This window comes from Microcella pacifica, from assembly GCF_009371975.2.
Classification (GTDB): domain Bacteria; phylum Actinomycetota; class Actinomycetes; order Actinomycetales; family Microbacteriaceae; genus Microcella; species Microcella pacifica.
Map to the genome: position 1 here is coordinate 169,897 of NZ_VIKT02000002.1, position 18,445 is coordinate 188,341.

General features: G+C 69.0%; 17 protein-coding genes and 4 tRNA genes. 5 read left to right on the forward strand and 16 right to left on the reverse strand.

The features are described 5' to 3' along the window. Position 1 precedes the first annotated feature (1 nt). The 11 genes from FK219_RS01900 to FK219_RS01950 all read right to left on the reverse strand — a co-directional run bounded on the left by FK219_RS01900 (position 2) and on the right by FK219_RS01950 (position 9,082). Positions 2–766, reverse strand: coding sequence for a YebC/PmpR family DNA-binding transcriptional regulator (locus FK219_RS01900; protein WP_152582908.1), 765 nt, complete (start codon positions 764–766; stop codon positions 2–4). Between the two features lie 37 nt (positions 767–803). Then, complete coding sequence (locus FK219_RS01905; protein ID WP_152582909.1) at positions 804–1,412, reverse strand: hypothetical protein; 609 nt, start codon at positions 1,410–1,412, stop codon at positions 804–806. A gap of 47 nt (positions 1,413–1,459) precedes the next feature. Next, on the reverse strand, positions 1,460–2,059 hold the full coding sequence (gene pdxT / locus FK219_RS01910; RefSeq protein WP_328821566.1) for a pyridoxal 5'-phosphate synthase glutaminase subunit PdxT: 600 nt from the start codon (positions 2,057–2,059) through the stop codon (positions 1,460–1,462). Beyond that, the gene (gene pdxS / locus FK219_RS01915) at positions 2,049–2,939 is read right to left on the reverse strand and encodes a pyridoxal 5'-phosphate synthase lyase subunit PdxS (RefSeq protein WP_152582911.1); all 891 of its coding nucleotides are present in this window, start codon (positions 2,937–2,939) and stop codon (positions 2,049–2,051) included. Before pdxS ends, pdxT begins: the two co-directional genes overlap by 11 nt. 76 nt (positions 2,940–3,015) lie before the next feature. Then, entirely contained in the window at positions 3,016–3,567 is a 552-nt protein-coding gene (locus FK219_RS01920) for an HIT family protein (RefSeq protein WP_152582957.1), read from the reverse strand. 29 nt (positions 3,568–3,596) lie between these two features. Next, on the reverse strand, positions 3,597–5,510 hold the full coding sequence (gene thrS, locus FK219_RS01925; protein WP_168212419.1) for a threonine--tRNA ligase: 1,914 nt from the start codon (positions 5,508–5,510) through the stop codon (positions 3,597–3,599). Positions 5,511–5,662: 152 nt separating this feature from the next. Continuing rightward, a complete protein-coding gene (locus tag FK219_RS01930) occupies positions 5,663–6,835 on the reverse strand; it encodes a hypothetical protein (RefSeq protein ID WP_152582912.1) in 1,173 nt (390 codons plus the stop codon). Next, entirely contained in the window at positions 6,828–8,594 is a 1,767-nt protein-coding gene (locus FK219_RS01935) for a glycosyltransferase family 2 protein (protein WP_328821567.1), read from the reverse strand. The genes FK219_RS01930 and FK219_RS01935 overlap by 8 nt, the downstream gene beginning before the upstream one ends. Before the next feature lie 197 nt (positions 8,595–8,791). Then, positions 8,792–8,866: transfer RNA gene (locus FK219_RS01940), tRNA-Val, on the reverse strand. Between the two features lie 37 nt (positions 8,867–8,903). Then, positions 8,904–8,974: transfer RNA gene (locus FK219_RS01945), tRNA-Cys, on the reverse strand. Positions 8,975–9,010: 36 nt separating this feature from the next. Further along, a tRNA-Gly gene (locus FK219_RS01950) sits at positions 9,011–9,082 on the reverse strand. A gap of 139 nt (positions 9,083–9,221) precedes the next feature. On the opposite strand from FK219_RS01950, the gene FK219_RS01955 reads away from it, so the two are divergent. Continuing rightward, a tRNA-Val gene (locus FK219_RS01955) sits at positions 9,222–9,294 on the forward strand. Here FK219_RS01955 and FK219_RS01960 read toward each other — a convergent pair. The 4 genes from FK219_RS01960 to zapE all read right to left on the reverse strand — a co-directional run bounded on the left by FK219_RS01960 (position 9,271) and on the right by zapE (position 14,302). Next, positions 9,271–10,338: a hypothetical protein gene (locus tag FK219_RS01960; protein WP_152582914.1), complete on the reverse strand. Its 1,068-nt coding sequence runs from the start codon at positions 10,336–10,338 to the stop codon at positions 9,271–9,273. The two genes, FK219_RS01955 and FK219_RS01960, sit on opposite strands and share 24 nt — an antisense overlap. A 99-nt stretch (positions 10,339–10,437) precedes the next feature. Continuing rightward, positions 10,438–11,649, reverse strand: coding sequence for an ammonium transporter (locus FK219_RS01965; RefSeq protein ID WP_152582915.1), 1,212 nt, complete (start codon positions 11,647–11,649; stop codon positions 10,438–10,440). A 193-nt stretch (positions 11,650–11,842) separates the two neighbouring features. Continuing rightward, positions 11,843–13,207, reverse strand: a complete 1,365-nt coding sequence (gene nhaA / locus FK219_RS01970; RefSeq protein ID WP_152582916.1) for a Na+/H+ antiporter NhaA — start codon at positions 13,205–13,207, stop codon at positions 11,843–11,845. Between the two features lie 69 nt (positions 13,208–13,276). Continuing rightward, positions 13,277–14,302 carry a cell division protein ZapE gene (gene zapE, locus FK219_RS01975; RefSeq protein WP_152582917.1) on the reverse strand — a complete coding sequence of 342 codons (1,026 nt, stop codon included), beginning with the start codon at positions 14,300–14,302 and terminating at the stop codon, positions 13,277–13,279. A gap of 172 nt (positions 14,303–14,474) precedes the next feature. On the opposite strand from zapE, the gene FK219_RS01980 reads away from it, so the two are divergent. The 3 genes from FK219_RS01980 to FK219_RS01990 are packed head-to-tail and all read left to right on the forward strand — an operon-like array spanning position 14,475 to position 16,549. After that, positions 14,475–15,374, forward strand: coding sequence for a sulfurtransferase (locus FK219_RS01980; protein ID WP_152582918.1), 900 nt, complete (start codon positions 14,475–14,477; stop codon positions 15,372–15,374). A 9-nt stretch (positions 15,375–15,383) separates the two neighbouring features. Then, positions 15,384–15,818, forward strand: coding sequence for a SufE family protein (locus tag FK219_RS01985; protein WP_152582919.1), 435 nt, complete (start codon positions 15,384–15,386; stop codon positions 15,816–15,818). Next, positions 15,815–16,549 (forward strand): dihydrofolate reductase family protein, encoded by a 735-nt coding sequence (locus FK219_RS01990; protein WP_152582920.1) that lies wholly within the window; start codon positions 15,815–15,817, stop codon positions 16,547–16,549. Before FK219_RS01985 ends, FK219_RS01990 begins: the two co-directional genes overlap by 4 nt. Here FK219_RS01990 and FK219_RS01995 read toward each other — a convergent pair. Next, positions 16,533–17,714, reverse strand: coding sequence for an alpha/beta hydrolase family protein (locus FK219_RS01995; protein WP_152582921.1), 1,182 nt, complete (start codon positions 17,712–17,714; stop codon positions 16,533–16,535). The genes FK219_RS01990 and FK219_RS01995 overlap by 17 nt on opposite strands. 94 nt (positions 17,715–17,808) lie before the next feature. Here FK219_RS01995 and FK219_RS02000 point away from each other — a divergent pair, with 94 nt between their 5' ends. Continuing rightward, entirely contained in the window at positions 17,809–18,408 is a 600-nt protein-coding gene (locus FK219_RS02000; protein ID WP_165638009.1) for a DUF3000 domain-containing protein, read from the forward strand. Positions 18,409–18,445 lie beyond the last annotated feature (37 nt).

Genomic DNA, 18,445 nt, shown 5'->3' on the forward strand with positions numbered 1-18,445 from the left:
GCTACTCGTCGTCGTCGTCGAGCTCGGCGCGCACCTCGGGTGTGAGCGCGACGTTCGTGTACACGTTCTGCACGTCGTCGAGGTCGTCCATCGCGTCGACGAGGCGGAAGAGCTTGCGCGCGGTCTCCGCATCGGCCTCGATCTGCACGCTCGCCACGAACTCCGCCTCCGCGGAGTCGTACTCGAGCCCCGCCTCCTGCAGTGCGGTGCGCGCCTCGACGAGCTGGGAGGGATCGGTGATGACCTCGAAGCCGCCGCCCTGGTCGACGACCTCCTCGGCGCCCGCATCGAGCACGGCGAGAAGGATGTCGTCCTCGGTCACCTCGTCGGACTTGGTGATCGAGATCACGCCCTTGCGCGCGAAGTTGTAGGAGACGCTGCCCGGGTCGGCCATCGTGCCCCCGTTGCGCGTCATCGCCGTGCGCACCTCCGCCGCGGCGCGGTTGCGGTTGTCGGTGAGGCACTCGATGAGCAGCGCGAGCCCGCCCGGCCCGTAGCCCTCGTACATGATCGTCTGGTAGTCGATCGTCTCACCGGTGAGACCCGCTCCGCGCTTGATGGCGCGGTCGATGTTGTCATTGGGCACGGAGGTCTTCTTGGCCTTCTGCACGGCGTCGACGAGCGTCGGATTGCCGCTCAGGTCGGCGCCGCCGATCTTGGCGGCCACCTCGATGTTCTTGATGAGCTTGGCGAACGACTTGGCACGGCGCTGGTCGATGATCGCCTTCTTGTGCTTCGTGGTCGCCCACTTGGAATGCCCTGACATCTCACTCCTCGGTTAGGACGGGGACAACTGAGCCAGTCTACGCGAGCCTCTGCGGACGGATTCCCGACCGTCGCAGCTCGAGCGCCGCGAGGGCGCTGATCGCCTCGGCATCCTGTGCCCGCCAGGCCGCTCCCGGGTCGGGATGCACGCGCGCGAGCTCGGCGAGCGGCGCACGCGCCATCGCGCGCACCGCGAGGGTGTCGCCCGTCATGCCCGACTCGAGCAGTCGGCGCATGGTCGCAGATCGGCGCACGAAGCGAGTGCGTGGCCACACCCAGACGAGGGCGAGCACGAGAAGCGGGAACAGCACGACGGCCCAGCCCGCTCCGACGGCGACGAGTTCGACGAACTGCTGCTGGCCGCGGCCGGCCTCGGCGACCGCTCCGCCCGCGGAGGCCGCCGCATCCAGGGGCACACGGATGCCGTCACCGATGAGGGGCACGTCACCGAGATTCTCGGCTGCCTCTCCAAGACCCTCCTGGAATCCCTCCCCCGCCGACTCGAGATCGCGCCCGAACTGCCCGAGCGTGCGAATCGCCGCCGTGACAGCGAGGCCGATCGTGATGACGACGATCGTGGTGAGGACGCCGAGTGCATCCGCGATGATCTGCCGCGTGCGAGCGGCGGGGTACTGGGAATAGAGCATGAGCCCATCCTGGCCCGTGCCGGGCCGCAGCGTCGACCGCGAGGCGGTCAGGCGCGAGCGGCCACGTGCTCGAGGAAGCGTCGGTGGAAGCGGTCCTCGTGGGCGATCTCGGGGTGGAAGGCCGTCGCGAGCAGGGCGCCCTGCTCGACCGCGACGATGTCGCCGCCCTCGAGCCGTGCGAGCACCGCGACCTGGTCGCCGACCGCCTCGACCACCGGGGCGCGGATGAAGACGGCATGCACGGGAGGGTCGCCGAGCGCCGGGATGTGCAGGTCGGTCTCGAACGAGTCGGACTGCGTGCCGAAGGCGTTGCGGCGCGCGACGATGTCGAGCCCGCCCAGGGTCTGCTGACCCGCGATGCCGTCCTGCAACCTTTCCGCGAGCATGATGAGCCCCGCGCACGTGCCGTAGACCGGCATGCCCGCCGCGATGCGCTGCTGCAGAGGGTCGCGCAGCCCGAACAGGCGGCTGAGCTTGTCCATCACGCTCGACTCGCCCCCGGGGATCACGAGACCCGCGACCTGCTCGAGCTCCTCCGGCCGGCGCACGGGTCGGGCATCCGCCCCGAGCGCGGTGAGCACGGCGAGGTGCTCGCGCACATCCCCCTGCAGAGCGAAGACCCCGACGGGCGGCTGGCTACCAGCCACGCTCGGCGAGACGGTGCGGCGTGGGAAGGTCGGCGACGTTGATGCCGACCATCGCCTCGCCGAGGCCGCGGGAGGCATCCGCGATCGCGGCGGGGTCGGTGAAGGCCGCCGTGGCCTTCACGATCGCCGCGGCGCGCGCTTCGGGATTGCCCGACTTGAAGATGCCCGAGCCGACGAAGACGCCGTCGGCGCCGAGCTGCATCATGAGCGCTGCGTCCGCGGGCGTGGCGACACCACCGGCGGTGAAGAGCACGACCGGCAGAGTGCCCGACTGAGCGACCTCGGCGACGAGCTCATAGGGAGCCTGCAGCTCCTTGGCGGCGACGTACCACTCGTCGGGGCTCTGGGCGGAGAGGGCGCGGATCTCGCCGAGGATAGTGCGGATGTGCTTGGTCGCCTCGGAGACGTCGCCGGTGCCGGCCTCGCCCTTCGAGCGGATCATCGCAGCACCCTCGGTGATGCGGCGCAGGGCTTCGCCCAGGTTGGTCGCCCCGCACACGAACGGAACGGTGAACGGCCACTTGTCGATGTGGTTGACGTAGTCGGCGGGGCTCAGAACCTCGGACTCGTCGATGTAGTCCACGCCGAGAGACTGCAGCACCTGCGCCTCGACGAAGTGGCCGATGCGGGCCTTCGCCATGACGGGGATCGATACAGCAGCGCGGATCGCATCGATGAGGTCGGGATCGCTCATGCGCGCCACGCCGCCCTGGGCGCGGATGTCGGCGGGAACCCGCTCGAGGGCCATGACGGCGACGGCCCCAGCGTCCTCGGCGATGCGCGCCTGCTCGGCGGTGACGACGTCCATGATGACGCCGCCCTTGAGCATGTCGGCGAGGCCGCGCTTGACGCGGCTGGTTCCCTGAGTCTTCTCGGTCATTGCTGTGGACCCTTTCCTGCGCGCAGCGCGCGCGATACCGCGAGGTGAGAGATGGTGAGTGGCGGCGCGCGCCAGTCTAACGCCGCGCGCCTGAGGGCCAGGCGCTCGCGATCTCGGCGCGCGTCTCGCCCAGCAGTCGGGGAATCGCCTTCGTGCCCGCGATGATCGGGAAGAAGTTCGCGTCGAGTGCCCAGCGCGGCACGATGTGCTGGTGCAGGTGCCCCGCGATTCCCGCGCCAGCGATGCGCCCCTGGTTCATGCCGAGGTTGAAGCCGTCGCAGCGCGCCGCCGTGCGCAGCACGCGCATCGCGGTCTGCGTGAGCTCGCCGATTTCAGCGACCTCCTCGGGAGTGGCCTCGTCATATTGCGCAATGTGCCGGTACGGGCACACGAGTAGATGGCCGCTGTTGTACGGGTAGAGGTTGAGGAGCACGTAGGCATGCTCGCCCCGAGCGACGATGAGTGACTCCTCATCGCTGAGTTCGGGAGCGCGGCAGAACGGGCACGCGTCGTCGTGCGGTTGCTGGCCGTGCTCGATGTAGACGAGTCGGTGCGGCGTCCACAGTCGCTGGAAGGCGTCCGGAACCGCCGCGAAGCGCTCCCCCGCCTCGGCGGGGACGCCGTCGATGGTGTGATCGGGGTTCTCCACGGACGCGCCTAGAGCTCCTGCGACCGGCGCTCGATCGCGCCCGTGATGCGCTCGATGGCGTCGGCGACGGGAACCCCGTTGAGCTGCGTGCCGTCGCGGAAGCGGAAGCTCACCGCGCCCTGGGCGCGATCGTCCTCACCGGCGATGAGCAGGTACGGCACTTTCGCCTTGGTGTGCGTGCGGATCTTCTTCGGCATGCGGTCGTCGGAGTCGTCGACGTGCGCGCGCACGCCACGAGCCCGCAGCTGATCGATGACGTCGGTGAGGTAGTCGGCGAACTCCTCGGCGACGGGGATGCCGACGACCTGCTCGGGGGCGAGCCATGCCGGGAAGGCACCCGCGTAGTGCTCGAGCAGGATCGCGAAGAACCGCTCCATCGAGCCGAGCAGGGCGCGGTGGATCATGATCGGGCGCTGGCGCGAGCCATCCGGCGCGGTGTATTCGAGATCGAAGCGCTCGGGCAGGTTCGGATCGATCTGCACGGTCGAGAGCTGCCACGTGCGCCCGATGGCGTCACGGGCCTGCACCGAGATCTTGGGGCCGTAGAACGCGGCCCCGCCGGGGTCGTCGACGAGCTCGAGACCGGACGCGACCGCGACACGGCGCAGTGCCTCCGTCGTGGTCTGCCACATCTCGTCGTCGCCGAGCCACTTGTCCTTGACGTCGTCGCGCGTGGAGAGCTCGAGGTAGAAGTCGGTGAGGCCGAAATCCCGCAGCATGCTGAGCACGAGCTCGAGCGTGCTCGCGACTTCCACCTCGAGCTGGTCGGGGCGCACGAACAGGTGGGCGTCGTCCATCGTGAGGCCGCGCACCCGCGTGAGCCCGTGCAGAGCGCCCGAGTGCTCGTTGCGGTAGACAGCGCCGAACTCGCTGTACCGAAGTGGCAGCTCGCGATAGCTGCGCGGCCGTTCGCGGTAGATGAGGATGTGGAATGGGCAGTTCATGGGCTTGAGGTAGTAGTCCTGCCCGGGTGAGACCACCTCGCCCGCCTCGTCGTGCACGACGTCGAGCGTCATGGGCGGGAACATGCTGTCGGCGTAGTTGGTGAGGTGCCCCGACTGCTCGAAGAGAGCGCTCTTGGTGATGTGAGGGGTGTAGACGTAGCTGTAGCCGGCCTCGCGGTTGCGGCGCATGGCGTGCTGCTCCATCTCGAGGCGCACGATGCCCCCGCGGGGGTGCCACACCGACATCCCCGACCCGATCTCGGTCGGGAACGAGAACAGGTCCAGCTCGGCACCGAGCTTGCGGTGGTCGCGCTTCGCGGCCTCCTCAAGGCGGGACTGGTGCTCGCGCAGGGCATCCTTCGACGCCCACGCCGTGCCGTAGATGCGCTGCAACTGCGGGTTCTTCTCGCTGCCGCGCCAGTAGGCCGCAGCGACGCGCGTGAGCGCCCACCCGTTGCCGATCATGCGTGTGCTCGGCAGGTGCGGGCCGCGGCAGAGGTCCTTCCAGTACACCTCGCCGGTCTTGGCGTCGACATTGTCGTAGATCGTGAGCTCGGCCCCGCCGACCTCGACGCTCTCCCCGTCGCTCGAGTCGCCCACGCCACCCTTGAGGCCGATGAGCTCGAGCTTGTACGGCTCGTCGGCGAGCTCTGCCCGCGCCTCAGCCTCGGTCACGACGCGGCGCTGGAAGCGCTGGCCCTGGCGGATGATGCGCTCCATGGCCTTCTGGAGTGGACCGAAGTCGTCCACCGTGAACGGAGAGTCGACCCCGAAGTCGTAGTAGAAGCCGTCGGTCACGGGTGGGCCGATGCCGAGCGTCGCCTGCGGGTGGAGCGACTGCACCGCCTGCGCGAGCACGTGAGCGGTCGAGTGGCGCAGGATGTCGAGCCCGTCGGGCGAGTCGATCGCGACGGCGCTCACGCGATCCCCCGGCTCGAGACGGTGTGCCAGGTCGCGCAGCTCGCCGTTCACGCGCATGGCGACGATCGCCCGATCGGTGAAGACCCCGAACCCGTCTCCGGGTTCGGTCACGACGATCTCGACGGTCTCTGCCACGGTGGTCCTCTCGCTGTCGACTACCGCCCAACTCTATCGGCGGCGCGCGGGTGCTCCTGGACGCCTCCGGGTGCTCAGCCGAAGAACGGAAGCAGTGCCTGCGCGATGCTGACCATCCACTCCTGCACGATCGCGCGATCGAGCGCCGCAGCCCACGCGATGCCGATCTGCAGCACGGCGATGAGGTCGACGAGCACGTTGGAGAGGGTGCTCTTCGCGGCCGGGATGATCGTGATCGCCAGCAGCGTCAGCAGGAGGAAAGTGACTCCCGCCGCGCCGGGGTGGATCATGCCGAGGAGCAGCGCGGCGTTGATGAGCACGAACACGAGCGCCGAGGCCGGAATCGTGAGCGGCCTCCGCACGGCGATCGCGACGAGCCACGCGCTGACGACCGCCGCCGCGAGCAGCCAGCCCGTGGGCGTCGTGTACAGGGCGATGAGGTCGGCGAGAAGCACGGGATACGCGCCGATGCTCGTGCTCGCACCGCCGGGCCAGGGTGACGCGAAGAACGCCAGGTTGAGCAGCACGATCGTGGTGAACGCCCCGGCCGTGGGGAACCCGATGACGAGCATGTTCGCCGCGCGAAGCCCGGGCGCGGCTGAGCGGCCGTGCCGGAGGAACGGCGAGGCGAGGATAGCGACGACGGCGAAGAGGATTCCCGTCGGGTCGGAGAAGGCCGAGAGCATGAGGAGCAGCCCCGCGCGGAAGCCCGACTCGGTGCTGCCCCAGTTGACGAAGCGCACGAGGTCGGCCATGGCGAGGCCGAAGAAGGTGAAGGCGAGGAAGCCCGGCAGGTTCTCGCTCGCAAAGTAGAAGTAGAGCGGGTTCGCCGCGAGCGCGAGCGTGAGGATGATGCCGGTCGAGAGCGGGATCGCACGTTGCGCGATGATCTCAGCGACCTTCTGGAGCAAGAATCCGCTGGCCACCGCCCCGACGACGCCGAGCCCGAGCATCCCGAACGGATTCGCGGCGGCGATGAGGATCGACACATGGGGGTACAGGAGCGCGAGCCACTGCCCGTCTCCGCGCGTCCAGTCGATCTGGGCGAGTGCAGCCACGAGCGACTGGTTGGGCGTGCCCTCCACGGCGGGTGTCGTGGCCGAGAGCAGCACGACCGCGAGCACGGGCAGCATGAGAACGATACGCAGCAACCAGCGGGCGATCGGGTCACGCGGAAACCGGTCGAGGCGGGTGCGCGGAGCGCGCCGTCGTCGACGATCGCGCTCCCGCAGTCCTGGGTCAGTCATCGTGGACATGCGTCGTCAATCCGTGCTCGGTCTTCTCCCAGTAGTGGGGGTTGGTGAGCAGCTGCCAGAGAGCCTTGTACGCCGCGATGGAGTGCAGTACCCAGTACAGGGGGTTGAGGAGCGCCCACAGCACAAGATGGAAGGTCCCTCTCTTGTACGGGCCCATCATCGACAGGTAGATCATCACGACGTTGCCGATCACGAAGTTGAGCAGCGTGATCCACAGCAGCCAGACGGGGAAGAACTGCTCGACGACGTCGAGGGGCGCGACCACGGTGATGGCGGTGACGACGTAGAACGGGATCACGCCGAGGAAGGTCAACGGCGTACCCGCGATGAGCAGAACGAAGGCGAAGAAGCGGCGCACGCCGATCTGCCGCAGCAGGGCGATGGGCTGGCGCGCATGTACGAGCGAGGTCTGCATGTAGCCCTTGATCCATCGCGAACGCTGCCGGATGAAGTTCGGGATGGAGGTATTGGCCTCCTCCATGGTCGTCGAGTTGATGACGCCCACGCGGTAGCCGAGGGCGCTCGCGCGGATGCCCAGGTCGGCATCCTCCGTCACGTTGTACGGGTCCCACCCGCCGAGCTCGATGAGCGCATCTGTGCGGAAGTGGTTCGACGTGCCCCCGAGCGGAATCGGCAGGTCACCGTAGTCGAGCCCCGCGAGCATGTAGTCGAACCAGTAGCTGTACTCGAGCGTGAACATGCGCGTGAGCACGTTCTCGCTGTCGTTGAAGTAGTTGAGCGACGCCTGCACGCACACCGTCGCGTCGCCGCCGCGCCGGAAGGCGACGACGGCCTTCTTGAGCTGGTCGGGCTCGGGAGTGTCTTCGGCGTCGAAGATCACGAGGAAGTCGCCCGTCGCGAAGTACAGGCCCACATTGCAAGCACGCGGCTTCGTCTGCGGGTGGCCCTTCGGAATCGTGATGATGCGGAAGTGGGCGGGCGGCGCCGAGGCGAGCACAGCATCCCGCGTCTCGTGGTCCTCCTCCTCGATGAGGATGAGCACTTCGAGCTTCTCGGTCGGGTAGTCGATGCCGCCGAGGTTCTTGATGAGCTGGCCGACGATGTTGGCCTCGCGGAACACGGGAACGAGCACTGTGTAGCGCGGCAGGTTGCGGTCGTCCAGCTCAGCGACCTGGCGCCTGCTGACGCGCTCGACGACGTCGTAGCGGGCGCCGCGCATGGCGACGATGAACTTGAAGCTCGTGCCGGCGAGGAAGACGAGGCTCGCCGCTGCGATGACGCCGATGACCACCTGCACGGGCCAGAACACGGCCAGCACGATGAGGCCGACGGCCGCGAGGGCGCCGCCCACCTTCTGCCCGCGGCTGAAGGTCACGCGGGCCGACATCGCGGGGTTCTGGCGCCACAGCTCGTTCGCGGCCTCCTCGGCGATCTCGGCGCGGAACAGCCGCAGGCACGCGTTCTTGATGCCCCACGAGGTGGTGGCGACGAACTGCACCTGCGCGCCGCCCAGGAGAGCTCGCACGCGCTCCACCCGGTGGGGCGCGATCCCGCGTGCCGTCGCGACGATGATCGTGCCGTTGGCGAGCTTCCGGATGGGCAGCCAGTTCTCGGTGAGATACGTCTGGCCGGGGAATCGTCGCACGAGCGCATCGTCGAAGCTGACCGCTTCGAGGTCGATCGGGTGGATGCCCCACGCCTGTGCCTCGGCGAGCAGAAGCGATTCGCTGTCGAGCAGGCCTTCGCTGATGAGCACCTGGTCGATGTGCGCTCCCGTGCGGTCCTTCACCTGACGCGCATAGGCAAGAGTCTCGGGAGTGACGAGGCGGGCTCTCAGAAGAAGGTCTGCAAAAGCGTCGCTATCGGCAGTCCGAGCCTCTCGGACGCCTCCCCCCGGAGTCATTCCGCCAGGCTAGCGCGCTTGCCTCTCGCGCGCTCGCCCCACAACTGGTCACGGAGCGGAACGAGCCTCGAGACAGTACCTCGTGGTGGGCGATACTGGGATCGAACCAGTGACCTCTTCCGTGTCAGGGAAGCGCGCTACCGCTGCGCCAATCGCCCGCTGTCAGGGCCGCGGGAGCCCGGTCGGTAACTTGCGAGGTGGCGACGGGATTCGAACCCGTGTATACGGCTTTGCAGGCCGCTGCCTCGCCTCTCGGCCACGCCACCGTGGGTGACTCCCCGTTACCGGGAGGGTGTCACTCGAGCGGATGACGAGATTCGAACTCGCGACCCTCACCTTGGCAAGGTGATGCGCTACCACTGCGCCACATCCGCATTCGCGACCGTTTCTGCTAGCCGCATCGAAACTCTAGCCCAACCGTTCGACGATGACCAAACCGGTGCGCGGTGCCGTGTCGTGCACCGTGCGCACCGCACCATCACGGTGTCCGGGATATGGCAGGATGGAGGCCGCGGGCGATTGGCGCAGTTGGTAGCGCGCTTCCTTCACACGGAAGAGGTCATCAGTTCGAGTCTGGTATCGCCCACCGAGACACTCCCCAGGCGAGCAGGCCGCAGACGATTCCGCCCGTTCCGGCCACGACGGCGACGACGATGGTCGCGGTGAGTTGCTCGACGGTGAAGGTGATCGTCGCCATCTCTGCGAGGCCGAATCGGTCGGCGAGGAGCGTCATCACGATGCTGCCCACGGCGACGGCCACGAGCATGCTTCCCGAGCCCCACCGCAGCACTCCTGCGCCGCGAGCACGCGCCTGCGCCACAGCGCCCACGGCGGCTGCCGTGCCGCCTGCAACCGCGGCGATCAGCGCGAGCGGCGACAGGTACGGCACGCCTGCGCCGATCGCTCCCCATCCGAGGAGAGACCCTGCGATGAGGCCTTCCGGCGCAACCCGGTCGACAGCGATCTTCTCGACGACGATCCAGAGGAGCGCCGCGAGCGCCATGCCAGCGAGCGCGTTGACGAGAGTCCTGCCGCTCGCGACGGTCAGCACCCGATCGACGCCGAGAAGCCACGCGGCACCGCCCGCGATGACGAGGCTCGCGCCCATGACCCCCCGCCCCCACGAGACGCGCTCTATGACGCGCACCGCGCTCTCCGCCTGGTGCGCGCGGTCGCGCGGTCGAGCGACCGGGAGCAGCGAGAGCGCCAAGAGGGCGGAGCCCGCACCGACGTGACTCGCGAGCACGCCGCCGTAGTCGATCGCACCGAAGGCGACCTGCACGAGGGAGGGAACTCCATCGAGCACCGCCGCGGCGACAGGCTGGAACACCACCAGCGACCATGACAGCCCGAATACCGCTCCCCCGGCAGTTCCGAGACGTTGAGCGACGACGAGGGCCACCGTGGCGGCGATCGCGCCCGCGAAGCTGGCGTCGAGCACGGAGGCGGCGACGTCGACGCCGAGACCGACCGCGACATCGGCCACGAGCGAGGCGACGGCGGCCACCAGGCTCACAGCAGCGATGATGAGGATGCGCGGCGTCGCGCTCGGCCGCAGCCCCTGCTGCACGCCCACGGGCACGAATAGCACGAGCGCCGCGCAGGCGAGCTGCAGAACCGGGTCGCTCATGCTCGCGTTACCTCGCTCCCGGCTCCGATGCACCCTGGGCGACGCCAACGGGGCGCCACTCCCTTGCGAGAGTAGCGCCCCGTCGAATGAGCGTCAGCGTCAGTCGTTGACGATCGCGTAGCCCGACTCACCGTGAACGATGGTGTCGACGCCAGCGACCTCGTCCTCGTTCTTGACGCGGAACCCGATCGTCTTCTCGATCGCGAAGCCCAGGATGTAGGCGACCACGAACGAGTAGATGAGAACTCCGAAGGCGGCGATCGCCTGCACCGCGAGCTGGCCGAGGTCGCCACCGGTGAACAGACCGGTGTCGATCGCGAAGAAGCCGAGGTAGAGGGTACCGATCACGCCACCCACGAGGTGGATGCCGACGACGTCGAGCGAGTCATCGAAGCCGAGCTTGAACTTCAGCTCGACCGCAAGGGCGCAGAGCACACCTGCGACGACACCCAGCAGCAGGGCCCAGCCCGGCGCGAGGTTGGCGCACGCGGGGGTGATCGCGACGAGACCCGCGATGGCACCGGAGCCGGCACCGACCGACGTGGCCTTGCCGTCCTTGAGCTTCTCGACGACGAGCCAACCGAGGATCGCCGCGGCGGTCGCGCCGAGCGTGTTGGTGACGATGAGGCCGACGAGGGCCATGTCGTTGAGGAACTCGGCACCGGCGTTGAAGCCGAACCAGCCGAACCAGAGCAGCGAAGCGCCCAGGAGGACGAGCGGCACGTTGTGCGGCTTGTGCGCACCCTTCTCGAACACGACGCGCTTGCCGAGGACGAGCGCCAGGGCGAGAGCGGCAGCACCCGCGTTGATGTGCACAGCGGTACCACCGGCGTAGTCGATGACGCCGGGCAGACCGAGGGTGTCACCGAGGTTGAGGATCCAGCCTCCGCCCCAGACCCATGCGGCGACCGGGAAGTAGACGAGCGTCGCCCAGAGACCGGCGAAGATCATCCACGCGCCGAACTTGGCACGGTCCGCGATGGCGCCCGAGATGAGCGCCACGGTGATGATCGCGAAGGTCGCGCCGAACGTCGCACCGACGAGGCCCTCGTTGTCTCCCGTGAGACCCATGAGACCGAAGTCCGAGAACGGGTTCCCGAACAGCTCGGTCGGGCCGCCGACGGCGGACATGTTGAAGCCGTACAGGATCCACAGGACGCTGATGAGTCCCATGGCGCCGAAGCTCATCATCATCATGCTCACGACGCTCTTGGCCTTGACCAGACCGCCGTAGAAGAAAGCGACGCCAGGTGTCATCAAGAGCACCATGGCGCTGGCCGTAATGGCCCAAGCGAGTTCGCCGGTATCCATCGAATTGTTACCTCTCGTAGTGGAACGTGGGACGTGACCGTCGGGCTATGCGGACCCGTGCGGCAGGGGGTCCACCGCGGTCACGAACCCCAGTGTCGAGCGAAGAGGTTTCAGCAGGGGTGTCGGATTGTTTCACCAGTGTTACGCCCATGGGCCGCAGGTAAACATCGCGTTTCGCGCGGCCGATGTGCGGCTATGACGTCGCCGTGTCTTTCTGGTAGACGTCGGGGATGCCGTCACCGTCGGCGTCGACCTGCTCCTGCGCCAGCTGGCGGCGATAGCGCCGATTGCGGCTGCCGAGCAGCACAGCGGCAAGGGCGGCGGCGATGAGCGACCCGATGAGGATGCCCACCTTGCCGACATCGTCCAAGGGGCTGCCCTGCTCGAAGGCGAGCTCGCTGATGAGGAGGGACACCGTGAAGCCCATGCCGGCGAGGAGCGAGAGCCCCAGCAGATCGACCCACTGGATGCCCCGAGGCAGGGAGAAGCCCGGCAGGCGCGTCACGAGCCACGTCGCGAGAGTGATCCCCACCGTCTTGCCGACCACGAGACCGACCACGATGCCGATCGCGAGTGGACTCGTGATCGCGCCGACGAACCCGTCCCACCCTCCGACCGCGACTCCTGCCGAGAAGAACGCGAAGACCGGGACGGCGACACCCGCGCTCAGCGGGCGATACCGGTGCTCGAAGATCTCGGCGAGGCCCTTGCGCGGGCCGAGGCCATCCTCGTCCCCTCCCTTGCGGCGCACCGGCACCGTGAACGCGAGAAGCACGCCGGCGACCGTCGCGTGCACGCCGGACGAGAACATCAGGAACCAGACGATGACGCCGATCGGGAGGAGGATGAGCCATGCCGCCGCCGCGCGCAAGTGGAAGAACTCCTGATAGCGCTGCGCGAGCAGGCCGTAGACCGCGAGCATCGCGAACGACCCGACGAGGTACCACGGCGCGAGGTCGTCGGTGTAGAAGAACGCGATGATGCCGATCGCGAGCAGGTCGTCGACGACCGCGAGGGTGAGCAGGAACGTGCGCAGCGCCATCGGCAGCGCAGTGCCGACGACGGCGAGCACGGCGAGGGCGAAAGCGATGTCGGTCGCAACGGGGATCGCCCAGCCACGGAGGATCTCGGGCCCCTCATTGCGCGCGATGATCCAGAAGATGACCGCGGGCACGACGACGCCGCCGACGGCCGCCACCACGGGCACGAGCGCCTTGCGCGGGTCGCGCAGCTCGCCCGCCACGAACTCGCGCTTGAGCTCGAGGCCAGCAAGGAAGAAGAAGATCGCGAGCAGGCCGTCGGCCGCGATCTTGCCCACCGAGATCTCCCAGAACAGGTCGCCGAAGCTCACCTGCAGGTAGGTGCTGCGCAAGCCGAAGTAGTCGCCGGCGATCGGAGAGTTCGCCACGATGAGCGCGAGCACCGTCGCGGCGAGCAGCAGCACGCCGCCGACCGTCTCCCTGCTGAGGATCCTCTCGATCCACAGGGATTCGCGGTAGCGCTCCTCCCCCGGCGAGAGCGGGGCGGGCGGGGTCGTCGGCGAGGAGTGAGTCGTCATGGTCGCTTTCGTCGTCACGGTGTCGGGAGGACGCGCTCGGGCGTCGGAAGGGGATGTCGCAGGGGCCGGTCAGGCCGAGGTGAGCGCGATCATGCGGGAGGTGGCGCGCAGGTACTTCTTGCGGTACCCGCCCGCGAGCATGTCGTCGGGGAACACCTGGTCGAGAGGCACCCCCGTCGCGAAGATCGGGATCTGGGCGTCGTACAGGCGATCGACGAAGGCCACGAGCCGCAGCGCGTCGGTCTGGGAGCGCAGCTCGGCGACCTCCGTCATCGCCACGGCATCCACATCGCGGATGAGCCCGATGTAGCGGCTCGGGTGGACGGTCGACAGATGGCGCAGGATGTCGGCGAACGGGTCCACTGTCACGGTGCCGCCGTGCGCGTCCACGCGCGAGCGCAAGGCGTCATCATCGAGCGTCACGGCATGCCCCTCGATGTCGCGCTTGCGGTAGTCCTCGCCGTCGATGCGCACGGTCGTGAAGCGATCGGCGAGAGCGTGGATCTCGCGCAGGAAGTCCTGCGCCGCGAAGCGACCCTCGCCGAGCGCGTGCGGCGGAGTGTTGGAGGTCGCCGCGATGCGCGTGCCGCTCGCCACGAGCTCGCCGAGCAGGCGTGACATCACCATCGTGTCGCCCGGGTCGTCCAGCTCGAACTCGTCGATCGCGATGAGCGCTGCGCCGCGAAAGTGCGCGACCGCCTCGCGATAGCCGAGCGCCCCCACGATCGCCGTGTACTCGATGAAGGTGCCGAAGAACGTACGCCCCGTCGTCGCGTGCCAGAGCGCCGCAAGCAGGTGGGTCTTACCGACCCCGAAGCCGCCGTCGAGGTAGACGCCGGGGCGCTCCGCGGGCTCGGCTGCCCGGCGGCGGAAGAGCCCACCGCCCCGAGTGGAGCCGCCTCCCTGAGCGAAGGCGCGCATCGTCTCCACCGCGGCCGACTGCGAGGGGTAGCGATCGTCGGGAATGTAGTTGTCGAAGCTCGCCGCGGCAAACTGACGCGGGGGCGCGAGATGCTCCACGAGTTCGGAGGCGGTCATGCCGGGGTGTCGGTCGACGAGCCGCGTGGTGCTCGCCGTGGTGTTCTCCGCGTTCATTCCGCCACTACCCCTGGGTGCCGCACTCCGATGCCTGACTGATGGCTGACCCTGTGGGCGACGCCCAGTCGGAGTGCGTAGATTCGTCGGTGGGCGGTGTACCCCAGTTTACCGTCCTGGCGACGGCCCTCCGTCGCCCCGCACACCGGCACCACCCACTCGAGAGGCTCCCATGACCGCTCCCATCGACCCCGCCGCCAAGCTCCAGTCGTACGCCCACCCCGAGAGGCTCGTCACGACCGCGTGGCTCGAGCAGAACCTCCGCACTCCGGGTCTCGTGATCGTCGAGTGCGATGAGGACGTCCTTCTCTACGAGACAGGGCACATCCCCGGGGCGGTCAAGGTCGACTGGCACACCGAGCTCAACGACCCCGTCGTGCGCGACTACATCGACGGTGCCGGATTCGCCCGACTGATGAGCGCCAAGGGCATCGATCGCGACTCGACGATCGTCGTCTACGGCGACAAGAGCAACTGGTGGGCCGCGTACGCGCTGTGGGTCTTCACCCTCTTCGGGCACGAGGACGTGCGCCTGCTCGACGGTGGACGCGACCGGTGGATCGCCGAGGACCGCGCCCTCACCACCGAGCAGCCCTCCCCCACGCCGACCGACTACCCCGTCGTCGAGCGCCACGACGACGAGATCCGCGCCTTCAAGGACGACGTGCTCGCGCACCTCGGCAAGCCCCTCATCGACGTGCGCTCGCCCGAGGAGTACACCGGAGAGCGCACCCACATGCCCGCCTACCCCGACGAGGGGGCCCTGCGTGGCGGCCACATCCCGACCGCCCGTAGCGTGCCGTGGGCTCGTGCCGCCGCCGAAGATGGAACGTTCCGCTCGGCGGAGGAACTCGCGGCGATCTACCGGGACGAGGCGGCGATCGGCGAGGCGGAGGACGTCATCGCGTACTGCCGCATCGGCGAGCGATCGAGCCACACGTGGTTCGTGCTCACACACCTCCTGGGCGTGCCGCGCGTGCGCAACTACGACGGCTCGTGGACCGAGTGGGGCAGCGCCGTGCGCGTGCCCATTACGACGGGCGCAGAGCCCGGCGAGCTGCCCGCCCGATAGCGTGGAGCCGTGAGCACCGCACTTCCCGACTCCCTCGCCGAGATCCGTGACGACTTTCACGCCCTCGGCGAGAAGGACCGCCTGCAGCTTCTGCTCGAGTTCTCGAACGAGCTGCCCGAGCTACCGCCCGAGCACCGCGACCGCACCGATCTCTTCGAGCGCGTCGAAGAGTGCCAATCGCCCGTCTTCCTCCTCGTCGACGTGCGTGATGGCACGGTGCACGTGCATGCGACGGCACCCGCGGAGTCGCCCACGACGCGCGGCTTCGCCTCGATCCTCGTGCAGGGTCTCAGCGGACTCTCGGTCGACGACGTGCTCGCCGTGCCCGCCGACTTCGCCTTCGACCTCGGCCTGACCTCGGCCGTGAGCCCGCTGCGGCTGCGCGGCATGACGGGCATGCTCGGGCGCATTCAGCGCCAGGTGCGCGAGAAGTCTGCGGCGTGAGCCTGCAGCGCGTCCTGCCCCCGGGAGCGAGCGTCGACCCGGATGCTCCCGGCGCACGCCAGGCGCTGCTCGACGACTACGAGCCTGACCCGGGCGCAACCGTGCGCCTGAACCTCGTGACGACCCTCGACGGTCGAGCGGCCGGCAGCGACGGCACCTCCGAGACGCTCACGACGCGCACCGATCGCATGATCCTCGGCGTGATCCGTCAGAGCGCGGATGCCGTGCTCGTCGGAGCGAGCACGGTGCGCACCGAGTCCCTCGGCCGCCCCCGTCGCACTCCCCTCGTCGTGCTCAGCGGGAGCGGCGACCTGACCGGCCACGGCTTCGACTCGACCACCACGCGCGAGGGCGCGCAGCGGGCCGACGTGCTCGTGGTCACGACCCCGCGCGGCGCAGAGCGCGTGCGCCGCACTCTCGCCGCGACTCCGCACGAGGTGCTCGTCCTCGACGGGGGCGACGAAGGCCCGCTCCCCCTCGGTTCTGTGCTCGCCGCGCTGCGCGAGCGCGGCCTGCACCGCATCGTCGCGGAGGGTGGCCCGACGCTCGCCTCGAGCCTGCTGGCCGCGCAGCTCGTGGACGAGCTGTGCCTCACGGTCGTTCCGAGGATCGCGGGCACGGGCATCCCGATCATCGATGCCGCCGTCTCCCTGCGCGCGACGCCCCGCCTCCTCCTCGTCGACGAGGCTGGCGTGCTCTACGGTCGATGGGGGCTCAGCCCAGAGAGCTGACCCACGTGCGGATGGCGCGCTCCCAGCGCCGAGAATCGTAGTTCCACAGCCGAGTGTGCCGCGCCATGATGAACCGTTCGAGGCGCACGATGTCGGGCCGCGCGCGGGCGAGGGCGAGGCTGCCGTCGATCGGCACGAACGTGTCGCCGTCGCTGTGCAGGATGAGCGTCGGAGTGCGCAGCTCGCTCGCGCGCTCCACGAGGTCGAGCCGGTCGAAGTCGATGGGCTCCGATCGACCCGCCCAGCCGGAAGCCCACTCGCTGCCGAGCACGCCGAGCGCGACCGAGCGCACGGGGTCGGGAAGGCCCTGCTGCGCCGCCTGCGCGTGCAGCACGCGGATCCAGTCGACCACGGGCGATTCGAGGATGATCCCCTCGACCGCGCTCGACAGCTCCGATCGTGTGACGAACTGCAGCGTCGAGGCGCCCCCCATCGACCACCCCATGACGAGGATGCGCTGCGCACGCTGCTCGCGGGCGAACCGCACGGCGGCCTCGAGATCGCGCCACTCGGCGTCGCCGAGAGAGTAGCGACCGTCATCGCTCGCGGGCGCCTCGCCATCGTTGCGATAGCTGATGAGGAGGCTCGTGAAGCCGAGCTCGTGGAAGACCGGCACGGCGCGCAGCGCCTCCGAGCGCGTGACCCCGCGCCCGTGCATCTGGATCACCCAGCGGGAATCACCCGCAACCGGCCCCTCCGCGGCAGCCCCGGGGAAGCACCACGCAGGCGCCGGGCCGAGGTCGGTCGGCACGGACACCTCCGTGAAGGGCAGGCCGAGCTCATCCGGGCGCAGGTAGTACCAGCCGCTCCAGCGCCCTCTCGTCGCCCCGCCGAGTGTGCCGTGCACGACAGCCTCGAGCCGACGGACGACCTCGCGATCATCCGCGCTCAGCACCGTGCCGACACGCAGATAGCCGGCATCGCGCGAGAACCACATGCCGTAGCGACCCGGCACGACCGTCTCGGGCGTCGGCGCGAGGGTCACCGTCCCCGCCCGCTCGTCCACCGCGAGGATGCGCACGTCCTCCTCGCGCACGGTCGGAGGCGTCACGACACGACGCGCGACCGAGACGGCCAGGGCGATCGCGGCGACTCCCGTGACGACGAGACCGGCGGCGGCGATCGCGAGGGATGCCCGCGCCCACGACCCCCGCAGGCTCGCCATCAGCGCTCCTCCACGATCGGGGTGGGGGCGGCACGGCACGGCAGAACGGCGAGTCTCACGCCGTCAACCTAGCAAGAGCGCCTAGTCTGCACTCGTGCCTCCCGCCACGACTTCCGCTCCGACGCCGGGAGCAATCTTCGACTCGCTCGTCGCCTCGATCGACCGGTCCTCGCTGCGCGACGAGCTCGATGTGCGCGACATTCCCGCGCCGACGGGTCTCGCGCCCTACGCGATCGCCTTCGCGGCCGACGTGAATCCAGCCCGGCACGCTGATGATTCAGACCTCGGCACCGGGCGCATCGTGATTCTGTATGACCCGGAGGAACCGGAGGGCTGGGGCGGGCCGGTGCGGGTCGTCGCCTTCGCCCAGGCTCCCCTGGAGACCGAGATCGGCCTCGACCCGTTTGTCGCCGATGTCGCGTGGTCGTGGCTCGTGGACGCGCTGAGCGCTCGCGGCGCCGCCTACACCGCCATCAGCGGTACGGCGACGAAAGTGCTCTCGACCGGCTATGGCGAGCTCGCCGAGCAGGGCAGCGGCGCACAGCTCGAACTGCGCGCGAGCTGGAGCCCGCTGGACACGGATCTGCGGCCGCACGTCGAAGGGTGGGCCGAGCTGCTGTGCATGGTCGCGGGCTACCCGCCAGCTCCCGAGGGTGTGGCGGTGCTACCGCCGAGACGGGCATCGCGTGACTGAGCAGGAGGACGCTCCACTCGAGCAGGAAGCCGTGCCA

Bases quoted from the DNA above. Each gene is read 5' to 3' on its own strand.
- FK219_RS01930 (WP_152582912.1), bottom strand. From the start codon at position 6,835: ATGACTGACCCAGGACTGCGGGAGCGCGATCGTCGACGACGGCGCGCT.
- FK219_RS01960 (WP_152582914.1), bottom strand. From the start codon at position 10,338: ATGAGCGACCCGGTTCTGCAGCTCGCCTGCGCGGCGCTCGTGCTATTC.
- FK219_RS01965 (WP_152582915.1), bottom strand. From the start codon at position 11,649: ATGGATACCGGCGAACTCGCTTGGGCCATTACGGCCAGCGCCATGGTG.
- pdxS (WP_152582911.1), bottom strand. From the start codon at position 2,939: ATGACCGAGAAGACTCAGGGAACCAGCCGCGTCAAGCGCGGCCTCGCC.
- FK219_RS01980 (WP_152582918.1), top strand. From the start codon at position 14,475: ATGACCGCTCCCATCGACCCCGCCGCCAAGCTCCAGTCGTACGCCCAC.
- FK219_RS01905 (WP_152582909.1), bottom strand. From the start codon at position 1,412: ATGCTCTATTCCCAGTACCCCGCCGCTCGCACGCGGCAGATCATCGCG.
- nhaA (WP_152582916.1), bottom strand. From the start codon at position 13,207: ATGACGACTCACTCCTCGCCGACGACCCCGCCCGCCCCGCTCTCGCCG.
- FK219_RS01900 (WP_152582908.1), bottom strand. From the start codon at position 766: ATGTCAGGGCATTCCAAGTGGGCGACCACGAAGCACAAGAAGGCGATC.
- FK219_RS01995 (WP_152582921.1), bottom strand. From the start codon at position 17,714: ATGGCGAGCCTGCGGGGGTCGTGGGCGCGGGCATCCCTCGCGATCGCC.
- thrS (WP_168212419.1), bottom strand. From the start codon at position 5,510: ATGCGCGTGAACGGCGAGCTGCGCGACCTGGCACACCGTCTCGAGCCG.
- zapE (WP_152582917.1), bottom strand. From the start codon at position 14,302: ATGAACGCGGAGAACACCACGGCGAGCACCACGCGGCTCGTCGACCGA.